This is a genomic window from Methylorubrum zatmanii, assembly GCF_014845115.1.
GTDB classification, from domain to species: domain Bacteria; phylum Pseudomonadota; class Alphaproteobacteria; order Rhizobiales; family Beijerinckiaceae; genus Methylobacterium; species Methylobacterium zatmanii.
Map to the genome: position 1 here is coordinate 1 of NZ_NKUI01000002.1, position 12,497 is coordinate 12,497.

The 12,497-nt window shown below is 68.3% G+C and carries 9 protein-coding genes; 3 read left to right on the forward strand and 6 right to left on the reverse strand.

Going from position 1 to position 12,497, the window contains the following annotated elements; translation table 11 throughout:
- Positions 1-2: 2 nt before the first annotated feature.
- Together MZTS_RS00075 and MZTS_RS00080 are read right to left on the reverse strand one after the other, a co-directional pair.
- Positions 3-680, reverse strand: a complete 678-nt coding sequence (locus tag MZTS_RS00075) for a TPM domain-containing protein (protein WP_192280283.1) — start codon at positions 678-680, stop codon at positions 3-5.
- 30 nt (positions 681-710) lie between these two features.
- A complete protein-coding gene (locus MZTS_RS00080; protein WP_192280133.1) occupies positions 711-1,346 on the reverse strand; it encodes a LemA family protein in 636 nt (211 codons plus the stop codon).
- Between the two features lie 323 nt (positions 1,347-1,669).
- On the opposite strand from MZTS_RS00080, the gene MZTS_RS00085 reads away from it, so the two are divergent.
- Both MZTS_RS00085 and MZTS_RS00090 read left to right on the forward strand, forming a co-directional pair.
- Entirely contained in the window at positions 1,670-2,005 is a 336-nt protein-coding gene (locus tag MZTS_RS00085) for an Rdx family protein (protein ID WP_192280136.1), read from the forward strand.
- Between the two features lie 121 nt (positions 2,006-2,126).
- Positions 2,127-4,268 carry a sensor histidine kinase gene (locus MZTS_RS00090; protein WP_192280139.1) on the forward strand — a complete coding sequence of 714 codons (2,142 nt, stop codon included), beginning with the start codon at positions 2,127-2,129 and terminating at the stop codon, positions 4,266-4,268.
- A gap of 117 nt (positions 4,269-4,385) precedes the next feature.
- On the opposite strand, the gene MZTS_RS00095 is transcribed toward MZTS_RS00090, so the two are convergent.
- From MZTS_RS00095 to MZTS_RS00110, 4 genes are all read right to left on the reverse strand, one after another.
- A complete protein-coding gene (locus MZTS_RS00095; protein ID WP_192280142.1) occupies positions 4,386-5,222 on the reverse strand; it encodes an aldo/keto reductase in 837 nt (278 codons plus the stop codon).
- 112 nt (positions 5,223-5,334) lie between these two features.
- A complete protein-coding gene (locus tag MZTS_RS00100) occupies positions 5,335-6,117 on the reverse strand; it encodes a Crp/Fnr family transcriptional regulator (protein WP_192280145.1) in 783 nt (260 codons plus the stop codon).
- A gap of 107 nt (positions 6,118-6,224) precedes the next feature.
- On the reverse strand, positions 6,225-7,757 hold the full coding sequence (gene glgA / locus MZTS_RS00105; protein WP_192280286.1) for a glycogen synthase GlgA: 1,533 nt from the start codon (positions 7,755-7,757) through the stop codon (positions 6,225-6,227).
- A 188-nt stretch (positions 7,758-7,945) separates the two neighbouring features.
- Entirely contained in the window at positions 7,946-9,562 is a 1,617-nt protein-coding gene (locus MZTS_RS00110; RefSeq protein WP_192280148.1) for an alpha-amylase family glycosyl hydrolase, read from the reverse strand.
- A 331-nt stretch (positions 9,563-9,893) separates the two neighbouring features.
- Between MZTS_RS00110 and MZTS_RS00115 the strand changes: the two genes are divergently transcribed.
- Positions 9,894-12,428: a glycogen/starch/alpha-glucan family phosphorylase gene (locus MZTS_RS00115; protein ID WP_192280151.1), complete on the forward strand. Its 2,535-nt coding sequence runs from the start codon at positions 9,894-9,896 to the stop codon at positions 12,426-12,428.
- The last annotated feature ends 69 nt before the right edge of the window (positions 12,429-12,497 follow it).

The window sequence follows — 12,497 nt, forward strand, 5'->3', positions numbered from 1 at the left end:
CATCATCGTCCTGACGCGGATGAGCGGCCGCGTCGTCCCCCGCCACCGCCGCTCATCCGCGTCAGGACGATGATGAGCACGACGATGACGACGAGCCAGAAGATGACGGTCGCCGGATCGACCGTGTCCTCGCGCACCGGCGCGCGGCGCTGCCACTCGTCGGCATCGCTAGCGAGGATGGGCAGGATCGCGTCGACGCCCGCCTCCACCCCGCCGGAAAAGTCGCCCTGACGGAAACGCGGCGTGATCGCGGTGGTGACGATGGTCTTGGACAGGGCGTCGGTCAGAGCGCCTTCGAGGCCGTAGCCGACCTCGATGCGGACCTTGCGCTCCTTGGGCGCAACCAGCAGCAGGACGCCGTTATTGGTCTTCTTCTGGCCGATGCCCCAGTTCCGGGCGAGACGGTTGGCGTAATCCTCCACCGTGAGGTCATGAAGGCTCGGCACGGTGGCGACCACGAGCTGGTCCCCGGTCTTCTCCTCGTGCGCCTTGATCTTGCCGTCGATCCGCGCCCGCGCCTCCGGTGAGAGCAGGCCGGCCGCATCCACGACCCGCCCCGTGAGCTTCGGGAAGTCGGGTTCCGCAGCGCGGGCGAGTCCGGTCAGGGCCGCGAGGATCAGCAGCGCGGCCGTGAGTGGCCCAAGGGCGCGGAGGAAACGGTTCTTCTGAAGAGGCGCGATCACCGGGGCGGTGCTTCGGCTCGGGTCACCCTAAAACTTCACGTTCGGTGCGCGCTCGGAGCCTGCCGTCGCGGTGAAGGTCTCCATCGGCTTGGCCTCCGGGTAGAACCAACCGGCGATCCAGCGGCCGGGGATGGTGCGGATCTCGGTGTTATAGGCCTGAACCGCCTGGATGTAGTCGCGCCGCGCCACGGCGATGCGGTTCTCGGTGCCTTCCAGCTGCGATTGCAGCGCCAGGAAGTTCTGGTTGGACTTCAGGTCCGGATAGGCCTCGACGGAGGCGAGCAGCCGCCCGAGCGCCCCCGAGAGCTGGTTCTGGGCCTCTTGGAACTGCTTGAATTTCTCGGGATCGTTCACCGTTCCGGCATCGACCTGGATGCTGGTGGCCTTGGCCCGGGCCTCCGTCACCCGGGTCAGGGTGTCCTGCTCCTGCTTGGCATAGCCCTTCACGGTCTCGACGAGGTTGGGGATCAGGTCCGCGCGGCGCTGATACTGGTTCTGCACTTCGCTCCAGGCGGATTTGGCCTGCTCCTCCAGGCTCGGCACCCGGTTGAGCGCTCCGCAACCCGAGAGGCAGGTCGCCAGCCATAGGGCGGCCAGGGCCGAGACGAGCCGCCCGAGCACTGAGGTCCGGGCCGGCACCGCGGGGCTGAAGGAGAGGGACATGGGGCGCGATCTCCGAGGCGAGCTTGGCGGTGGAGGATTTGTCGCAGGAGATAGGGAGCCTGCCCACGGGTGGGAAGGGCGGCTCCGACAAACTGTCTGACCGGAGTGCGTCGGCCCGAGCGTAGCGGGGCCCGGACTGAAGCAAGCGTCGTGTCCCCTCAGATAACGGTGCAGCAATTCCTTCGCGGCACCAAGTCAGCCATGGCTATTCCTGCTGGTGCATTGAATTTATCGAGGTGCGGCTCGAAAAGGTTGTCGAAGACCTTGCCCGGAGGCATTGCCTGCATCGTTGGTTGTCGGTAGCGCAGGCGGAGAGACACAGCATGTCCACCCTGAACGACATCTCCCCGGAAGACCCTGCCTGCTCCACGGCACGACCCCGCATCGCGATCACCTACTGCACGCAATGCCAGTGGCTGCTGCGGTCAGCCTGGATGGCGCAGGAGCTGCTGTCCACCTTCCGCGAGGATCTGGGCGAAGTCGCCCTGCGACCCGGCAGCGGCGGTGTGTTCGAGATCGCGTTCGAGGGCGAGACGATCTGGGAGCGCGTGCGGGATGGCGGCTTTCCCGATGTGAAGACGCTGAAGCAGCGCGTCCGCGACCGGCTCGATCCGGGGCGGGATCTCGGGCATGTCGACCGGGCGGCGCGCGAACCATGAGCCGCCTCACGGGCCCGTGGCGCCGTCATGGCTGGCACCGATGCATCGGCTGGGGCATGATGGCACCGGGCCACGCCCCGATCCTCCAGTGCACGAGCCGCGGGACGCCTTGATCCGACGCATGCTCTCCCGCCTCGGCCAGCGTGGCTTCTCCACGCAATTCTACCTCATCATGCTCGTGATCGCGCTGATCGGGCCCGGCCTGATCTTCACCGCGATCCTGCTGACCCGCTATGCCGCGACCGAACGCGCCCGCTTCGAGCAGGATGCGCGGGAGAACGTGCGCGGCATCGCCCTGTCGATCGACCGCGACACCGCCGGGCTCGTCTCGGTGCTGCAGACGCTGGCGACCTCGCCACGGCTCAAGGACGGCGAATTCGCCAATTTCGAGAATCAGGCGCGTCTGGTGCGCGAGGCTGTCGGCCTCGACCTCGTGCTGCGCCGTCTCGACGGGCAGGAAATCGTCAACACCGCCCTGAAGCCGGGCGCTCCCCTGCCGGTGAGTGCCCTGCCGATCGACCGCGAGCTCGTATCCGGTGGCCAGCGGTCCATGGTCACCGGCTACCTCGCGGGCGCGACGCCGGATCAGGCGCATTACGCCGTGGCGGTACCGGTGCGGATCGACGACGGGGTGACCTACATCCTCAGCTTTTCGGTGCCCCTGAGTCGCATCGCGGGCATCCTCGCCCGCGAACACGTCAAGGGCTGGGTCTCCGGCGTGTCCGACCGGGACGGCGTGGTGCTCGCGCGCATGCCCGATCTGGCGGCGGTGGTCGGCCAGCCCCGCCTCGCGACCCTGCGCCAGAAGGCGACCGGAACCCCCGGCGTCTGGGAAGGCCGCGACCGCGACTTCAAGCCCGTCACCCTGGTCGAGGCGCGCTCGCGGCTCAATGGCTGGACCGCAGCGGCGAGCATCCCGCGCGAGCTGGTCGAGGCGCGGCTCCGGCGCTGGATCTGGGCCTTCGGCGGCTTCGGGCTGCTCGTGCTCGCGACCTCCTCTGTGCTCGCCGTGCATCTGTGGTCGCGGGTCTCGAAACCCTTGCGCCAGCTCGCGGCCTCGGGGCCGGCCTTGGCGCGGGGGCAGGCGATTCCGCGGGTCGCCTCGCCGATCCATGAGATCCGCCGCCTCGCCGACGTACTGTCCGAGGCCTCCCTCCGGCTGCGGACCCGCAGCGGCGAGCGCGACCGAGCGCTCGCCGAGACGCAGCGTGGCCTTGCCGCCCTGCGCGAGAGCGAGGCGCGCTTCCGCCACATGGCGGACTCGGCGCCGGCCCTGATCTGGATGACCGACGAGACCGCGCAGGTGGTCTTCGCCAACATGCATTTCGACCATCTGTTCGGGCGCCCCGCTGCGGAGATGGCCGGCGGCGGCTGGGAATCCATCGTGCATCCGCCCGACCTGCCGGCCTTCCAGGAGGTGTTTCAGGAGGCGTTCCGGAGCCGGCGCCCGTTCCGCGCGGAGATGCGGGTGGTCGACCGCAACGGGGAGATCCGCTGGCTGCGCTGCGAGGGGGTGCCGCGGCTCGACGACCACGCCACCTTTCTCGGCTTCACCGGCTGCAGCGTCGACGTGACCGATGCCAAGCGCGCCGAGGAGCATCTCCATCTCCTCATCAACGAGTTGAACCACCGGGTGAAGAACACGCTGGCCACGGTTCAGTCGATCGCCATGCAATCCCTGCGCGGGCTCGACGGGGAGGAGGCCCGGATCGCCAAGAGCGCCTTCGAGGCGCGGCTCCTGGCGCTCGCCCGCGCCCACGACGTGCTCACCCGCGAGAGTTGGGAGGGGGCGGAGCTGAAGACGGTGGTGGCGGACGCGATCCGTCCGCTGGAGGCGGGGGAGGGGCAGGAATCGCGCTTCTCGGTCTCGGGCCCACGCCTGCGGCTCGCCCCGCGGCTCGCCCTCTCCATCGCCATGGCGCTGCACGAACTCGGCACCAACGCCGTCAAATACGGCGCGCTCTCGAAGGAGGGCGGTCGGGTCACCATCTCCTGGACCGTGCAGCGCCGGCCGGAGCTGCACCTCTCCCTGCGCTGGAGCGAGAGCGGCGGCCCGCCGGTCACGCCGCCGACCCGCCGCGGCTTCGGCTCGCGCCTGATCGAGCGCAGCCTCGCCCGCGAACTCGCGGGCCAAGTCGAGCTGCTCTACGAGCCGGACGGGGTGGTCTGCACCATCGAGGCCCCGGTGCCGCCGCCGGGCTTGCTGGAGCGCAAGGGCGGCACTCAACTCGCCGCGACGAAGCCGCTGCCGCTGGCGGGCTGAGACGGGATCCGCTTGATCGGAGCGGCTCCGTATCGGCAAGCCCGCGCGGCGTTTGAGCGAAGCCCCGATCCGCCATCCCGGAACCATCAACCGGATGCCGTATGAGACGCCTTCGTCCTACTGGAACGTTTCCGGGTCGGGGCCGATCCGCCCATCGGCCCGGTCGAGATTGGCGATGGCGGCATGATCCTCCGCCGTCAGGCTGAAACCGAACACGTCGATATTCTCGTGGATCCGGGCGGGCGTGGCGGATTTCGGAATCGCGACGAAGCCGTTCTCGATATGCCAGCGCAACACGACCTGGGCCGCCGTGCGCCCGAGACGGTCGGCGATACGGGCGATGGCCGGCGCTCCCAGGGAATGGGATTGGCCCAGCGGGCTCCAGGCCTCGGTGACGATGCCGAGCCGCTCATGGGCGGCTCTCAGGCGCCGCTGCTGGAAATGGGGATGCAGCTCGATCTGATTGAGAGCGGGGGTGACGCCCGTCTCCGCCACCAGCCGGTCGAGTTGTCCTTCGGTGAAGTTCGAGACGCCGATCGAGGCCGCGCGGCCCTCCTCCCGCAGGCGGATCAGCGCGCGCCAGGATTCGAGGTAAAGGTTCCGGTCGGGGCAGGGCCAGTGGATCAGGTAGAGATCGATCGCATCCAGGCCGAGCCGCTTCAGGCTCGCGTCGAAGGCCCGCAGCGTCGCGTCGTAGCCCTGGCTGTCGTTCCAGAGCTTGGTGGTCACAAACACGTCGCTCCGGGGCACCACCGTCTCGCGCAGGCCGCGTCCGACACCGGCCTCATTGTCGTAGGCCGCGGCGGTGTCGATCGAGCGGTAGCCGCTGCCGAGAGCCGTGCCAACGATGGAAGGGGTCTCGCCCTCCGGCAGCCGCCAGACACCGAAGCCGAGCTGAGGGATGGATCGCCCGTCATTGAGGGCAATCTGCGGAACCGGATCGGGGGAGGTCATGGCTACCGAGCGTCATGGGCGGCCCGGGCGAAGGCCGGGGCACGGCCCATAGAATCGGCAGGATCTTGCCTGTCGTACAGGCACCCTGCCGAGGGGCAGTCCTGCATGTCCGTCAGGGCCGGGCGCGGATGGGGGGCGAAGCGGCGTCCTGATCGTCCGGTTCGCGGACGAGGTGCAGATAGCTCGTGTCGAAGTCGCAGAAGTTCCTGAGGCGTCGGACATCCGGCACGTGCAGGCGGCGATCCTTCAACTGGATCAATCCCGCCATGCGCAGGTCGCGCAGCACGCGGCTGACATGGATCGTCGTGATGCCGAGGATGTCGGCCAGCATCGGCTGGGTCAGCGGCAACGGGCAATCCCGTTTGCCCGCCGCCCCGACGAGTTGCTGGCGCAGCAGCAGCTCGCAGAAGAGATGGGCGATCCGCTTGTCGGCGGAGCGTTGGCCCATGCTGGCGAGCCATTCCCGCAGGATGCTCTCATCCACGAGGGTCGCCCACCACAGGGCCCGGGCGAGACGCGAATCCCGGAACACCAGGGCATCGATCCGATCCTGGGCGACATCGGCGACGGTGCAGGCGGTGAGGGCGGCGATGTAATGGTCGGACGGGCCGAGCACGACCGATTGCAGGTCGCAGAAATCACCCGGCAGGAGCAGGCCCAGGATCTGGCGCTGGCCGTCTCCGACGATCTTGTAGCGGAAGGCGAAGCCTTCGATGACGAGGTGGACGCCGGTCGCCCGGTCGCCGGCCCGGACGATGTCCTGCTGCGGCTCCAGCACCCGGTCGGCCCGGAACAGGTCGGCGAGCAGAGCCCGGTCTCCGGCGTCGAGGTCCGCGCCGTAGCGAAGCTTGAGGATCAAGGGATTGGCGCGGTGATGCGCCACGGTCGCGTCCATGGACGCACAACGCGGAAAGGCCGTTTCCGTGCCGGCCTCTCGGCAGAAAAGTCGCTGAAGGCCAACCGCCCGGAAGAAGTGTCTGTTCCCGCCGGGCGATGATCGCGTCAGGCCGCCTTCCAGCGCCGGGCGGTGTGGTTGCCGAAGGCGCGGGCGTAGAGGTTGCAGTAGTTCAGAGCCGCGCCGTCCCAGCCGAAGGAGCGGGACATGGCGGTGCGCCGCATGGTGTTGAGGCGCTTCTTCTGGCCGAAGGTCTCGAAGGCGCGCCGGATCGCGGAGGCGAGGCCGCGGGGCGACGCGTCGCTGAAGGTGAAGCCGGTGATTCCGTCCTCCACCGTGTCGTTGAGGCCGCCGGTGCGGCGCACGATCGGCAGCGAGCCGAAGCGCTGCGCATACATCTGTGCCAGGCCGCAGGGCTCGAAGCGGGAGGGCATGAGCAGGAAGTCGCTGCCGGCGAAGATGCGGCGCGCCTCCGTCTCGCGGAAGCCGACATGGACGCCGACATGGTCGGGATGGCGGCCGGCGAGGTCCCGCAGCGCCTCCTCGAAACGGCCCTCGCCCTGGCCGATCACCACGAGCTGGCCGCCCTCGGCGACGATCGCCTCGGCGGCGCCGATGCTGAGGTCGATCCCCTTCTGGTGGACGAGGCGCGAGACGATGGCGAAGAGCGGGCCGCGGGAGACCGCCATGCCGAACTGCTTGCGCACCTCGTCGGCATTGGCCTTCTTGCCCTTCCAGTCGTCGGGCTCGAAGCGCGTGGCGAGGTGCGGGTCGGTACGCGGATCCCAGCTCTCGTCGATGCCGTTGAGGATGCCGGTGAGCCGTCCCTGCGCGGCACGGGTGCGCAGAAGGCCGTCGAGGCCGCAGCCGCCCTCCGGCGTGGTAATCTCGCGGGCGTAGGTCTCGCTGACCGTGGTGACGTGGGAGGCGTGATAGATCCCGGCCTTCAGGAAGGAGAGCTGGCCGTAGAACTCCACGCCGTCCATCTGGAAGGCGTAGTCCGGCACGCCGATGCGGCCGAGATTGTCCCGGTGGAACAGCCCCTGATAGGCGAGGTTGTGGATGGTCAGCACGCTCGGGCGGCGGATGCCGAGCCAGGACATGTAGGCCGGGGCCAGCGCGGTCTGCCAATCGTTGAGGTGCAGGAGGTCGGCCGACCAGCATGGATCGAGGCCTGCGGCGAGCTCGGCGGCCGCCCGGCTGAGGCGGGCGAAGCGGATGTCGTTGTCGCCGAAATCACCCCGCGCGTCGCCGTAGGGCGTGCCGTCGCGCTCGTAGAGGTCGGGGGCGACCAGCACATAGACGCCGAGCCCGTCCGGTGTGGTGCCGTATCCGAGCTCGCAGGCCGGGACGCCGGCGAAGGCGCCGAGCCGGGACAGGATCGTCAGGTTTTCGAGGCCGGCCAGGACCCGCGCATAGCCGGGGATCAGCACGCGCACGTCGTAATGGCGGCGCAGGGCCCGGGGCAGGGCGCCCGCGACCTCGCCGAGGCCGCCGGTCTTCACGAAATCCGCCATTTCCGGTGTGGCGTAGAGGATGCGGGGGAGAAGCGCGTTGCCGAGCTTCGAATCGGCTTCGGCATAGGACGGAGGCGGCGGCACCTCGGCGACTGCACGCGCACCGAGATCCACGTAAGCCATGTACTCGCCCTCTTCCCGCTCATGCCGCTTCGAAAAAGCGGGAACCGTCGCTGTTGCGGCCAGCATGCCAATGCTCCGGAAGGCAATCCGTTCCGTTGCATCGCACAATTCAGGCCACGTTCAGACGACATTCTTGTCGTCGCGCCAGGCGTTGGCGGTATAGCGTGTATGCGTCTGGAGAATGCGCTCTATCGTAGTGCTGGAGCCAGAATCGTGCCCTCGTCGGGGGCGAGGATGATTTCGCCCTGCACAGGCTCGCCCGAGCGTCCGGGGCGGGTCGACAGCAGGACCGTCCAGGTTTCCTGACCGTCCAACGGCACCCGACAGTCGGTGTTCCCGAAATTGAGCAGGATACGCAGGGTTTCGCCGTCGCTGAACCGTTCATAGGCGAAGACCGCCTCGGCAAGGGAGGGCGGCAGCGGGAGGCCGCGATAGCCGCCAACCGACAGGGCTCGCCAGTCCCGGCGCAGGGACAGCAGGCGACGGTAGAGCGTCAGGATCGAACGCGAATCATCGCGCATCTCATCGACGTTGCGCCGGTCGGCATCCGCGCTCTGCGGCAGCCAGGGCGTGCCGACGGTGAAACCCGCATGCGGGCCGGCATCCCACTGCATCGGCGTACGGGCCGGATCCCGGCCGTGGCCGGGCTCGTTGCGTTCCCACGGATCCTGCGCGCGTTCCGGCGGAACCGGGACGTGGCCGAGGCCGATCTCGTCGCCGTAATACAGGGTCGGTGTGCCCCGCAGCGTCAGCAGCAGCATCGCGGCGACGCGCGCCTGCGCCTCGCCGACGCGGGCGGCGATGCGGGGCTGGTCGTGGTTGCCGAGCACCCAGTTCGGCCAGCCGCCCTCGGGCAGGGCCGCCTCGTATTCCTCGACCAGGGCCGCCACCGCATCGGCGCGCCACGGCGTCTGGATCAGCTGGAAGTTGAAGGGCAGGTCGGCCCCCGTCAGATCGGGGCCGTAATAGGTCACCAGCCGCTCGATCGGCAGATAGATCTCGCCGATCAGGACGCGCTCGCCATAGGCGCGCAGCACCGCGCGCATCCCGGCGATGACGTCGAGCACCTCGGGCCGGTCGCAGGAATAGATCTGCTGGAAGCGGTTGATCCCCGGCTGATGCGGCAGGAAGTCCGGGTTCTCAGGGTTGTCCCGCAGGGCCTCGTCCTTGACGAGGTGCCAGATCACGTCGACGCGAAAGCCGTCCACGCCGCGTTCGAGCCAGAAGCGCAGGGCGTCGTGCATCGCCGCCCGCACCTCCGGATTGCGCCAGTTGAGGTCCGGCTGCTCGGGCAGGAAGGCATGGTAATAATATTGCCCGGTGGCCGGATCCTGCGTCCAGGCGGGGCCGCCGAAATTCGAGAGCCAGTTGTTGGGCGGGCCGCCATCGGGAGCGGGATCGCGCCAGAGGTACCAGTCGCGCTTCGGATTCGCGCGGCTCGCCCGGCTTTCGGCGAACCACGGATGCGCAATCGAGCTGTGGTTCGGTACGAAATCGAGGATCACCCGGAGCTTGCGCCGATGCGCCTCGGCGATCAGCGTGTCAAAATCCTCCAGGGTGCCGAACAGCGGGTCGACGGCGCAGTAATCGGCCACGTCGTAGCCGAAATCGGCCATCGGCGAGCGATAGAAGGGTGAGATCCACACCGCGTCGACCCCGAGCCACGCGAGGTAATCCAGCCGCTCCGTGATTCCCCGAAGATCGCCAACGCCGTCGCCATCCGTGTCCTGGAACGAGCGCGGGTAGACTTGGTAAACTGTTCCGCTCTGCCACCAGAGTGTTTCGGAGCCGCTTGTCCCGGACATCGAACCTCCCGCGCGGTTGCCGCGGCATCCTGCGCGCCGCTGCAGGGGTGGCGTAGGGCCGTTCAGCAAGCCTTCAAGCGGGGCGCCTCAAATACCGACTCCGCTGTCGGCGGATGCGCAAGCCTTGTGTCGATGGGGACACAGGGCTGCAGGCACATGACTTGCGAACCAAACGATTGCGGGCATGTGTCTCGACAAGATCAGCGGGCGGCAACACCATGCCGGTCGCAGAACTACGGATTCCGTTGCGGATCATCGTACCGCCGCAAGAAGCGGTTAGGCACCGTAGTGAACCGACAACGCATCGGCTGCAACGAAGGGGGACCCTCAGGTGCTGAACGCAGCTCTGTCCGTTCTGAGCAGGAACGGGGAAGCGGAGACCACCGCTTCATCGACCAAGACGGCGCGATCCGCCGCCACTTTTGTTAAGCCGCGTCAGCGGCCGGACGGCGATGCGGTCGCGCAGCTGCGCGAGGACATCCGCACCAAGCTCGTCTACGTGCTGGGCAAGACCGCCGCGACCGCCCGCGACCGCGACTGGTTCGCCGCGACCGCTCTGGCCCTGCGCGACCGGATCGTCGATGCCTGCGAGCAGCAGCAGACCGGATCCGTGCCCGACAAGCGGGTCTATTACCTCTCGCTCGAATTCCTGATCGGCCGGCTCTTGTCGGACGCGATGAACAATCTCGGCCTCGTCGAGACCACCAGGGCGGCCCTGCGCGAACTCGGCGTCGATCTGGCCGAGGTCGAGGGGGCCGAGCCCGACGCCGCCCTGGGCAATGGCGGTCTCGGGCGGCTTGCCGCCTGCTTCATGGAGAGCATGGCGAGCCTGTCGATCCCGGCGGTCGGCTACGGCATCCGCTACGACCACGGCATCTTCCGGCAATTCCTGGAAGACGGCTGGCAGCGCGAGGCTCCGGAAACCTGGCTGGCGGAAGGCAATCCCTGGGAGTTTCCGCGGCCCGAAACCACCTACAAGATCGGCTTCGGCGGCCACGTCACCATGACGAGCCAGGGCGACCATCAGATCCGCCGCCACTGGCACCCGGCCGAGACGGTCAATGCGGTCGCCTACGACATCCCGGTCGTCGGCTGGCGGGGGAAGCACGTCAACGTCCTGCGCCTGTGGAAGGCGGAGTCGGATGCGCCGGTCGAACTCGCCCGCTTCAATGCCGGCGACCATGTCGGCGCCGTGGCCGGCCGGGCCCGGGCGGAGGCGATCTCGCGGGTGCTCTACCCGAGCGATTCGTCGGCCGAGGGCCAGGAGCTGCGCCTGCGCCAGGAATTCTTCTTCACCTCCGCCTCGCTCCAGGACCTCGTGCGCCGGCACGTGGCCGAGCGCGGCAGCCTGCGCAGCCTGCCGGACCACGCCGCGATCCAGCTCAACGACACGCATCCCGCCATCGCCGTGCCGGAGCTGATGCGCATCCTGATGGAGGACCACGAATTCTCCTGGGAGGATGCGTGGCAGATCACCTCCAACACCCTGCACTACACCAACCACACCCTGCTGCCCGAGGCGCTGGAAACCTGGCCGGTGGAGCTGATGGAGCGGCTGCTGCCGCGCCACATGCAGATCATCTACCTGATCAACTGGCTGCACCTCGAGGAGCAGAGCAAGAACACGAAGGGCGGGACGTTCGACGTCTCCGCCGTCTCGCTCATCGATGAGGCGCATGGGCGCCGCGTCCGCATGGGACCGCTCGCCTTCCACGGCTCGCGCCGGGTCAACGGCGTCTCGGCGCTCCACAGCGAGCTTCTGAAATCGACCGTGTTCAAGGATCTGCACGCGATCGAGCCCGAGAAGATCGTCAACAAGACCAACGGCATCACCTTCCGCCGCTGGCTCCACAACGCCAACCCCGAACTGACGGCGCTCGCCGTCGAGGTCGCGGGCGAGGGCGTGCTCGACGATCCGGAGGGTCTGCGGAAGCTGGAGCCGTTCGCCGACGATGCGGAGTTCCGCACCCGCTACGCGGCCATGCGCAAGACCCGCAAGAAGCGGCTTGCCCAGGTCATCGCCGAGCGGACCGGCATCGTGGTCGATCCGGCGGCGCTGTTCGACGTGCAGATCAAGCGCATCCACGAGTACAAGCGCCAGCTCCTCAACCTCGTGGAGACGGTGGCGCTCTACCAAGCGATCAAGCAGGCGCCGAACAAGGATTGGACGCCGCGGGTGAAGATCTTCGCCGGCAAGGCGGCGCCGAGCTACGTCCAGGCCAAGCTCATCATCAAGCTCGCGGGCGACATCGCCCGTGTCGTCAACGAGGATCCTGAGATCGGCGGCAAGCTGAAGGTGGTGTTCCTGCCGAACTACTCGGTGAGCCTCGCCGAGGTGATCATCCCGGCCGCCGACCTGTCCGAGCAGATCTCCACCGCCGGCATGGAGGCCTCGGGCACCGGCAACATGAAGCTCGCCCTCAACGGCGCGCTCACCGTCGGCACGCTCGATGGCGCCAACATCGAGATCAAGGACCATGTCGGCGCGGACAACATCTTCATCTTCGGCCTCGACGCCGAGGAGGTGCTGGCCCGCTCCCGCGAGCCGGATTACGCGGGCAAGGCCATCGCCGCCTCACCGCGGCTGGCGGCGGCTCTGGACGCCATCGGCAACGGCACCTTCTCGCCGGAGGAGCCGGGCCGCTTCTCCTCGCTCGTCGACGAGCTGCGCCACGGCGACCGCTACCTGACCACCGTCGATTTCGACGATTACTGGCGGGTCCAGCGCGAGATCGACGCCGCCTGGAAGCGGCCGGCGCAATGGTGGCGCTCGGCGATCCTCAACACCGCCCGGATGGCGTGGTTCTCCTCCGATCGCTCCATGCGCGAATATGCCGAGGAGATCTGGCGGGTCAGGCTGGGCTGAGCGCCGGGCCGGCTGGACACGAAGCAGGGCAGGAAGGGGGCTCCTTCCTGCCCTTTTTCATGCCGATTC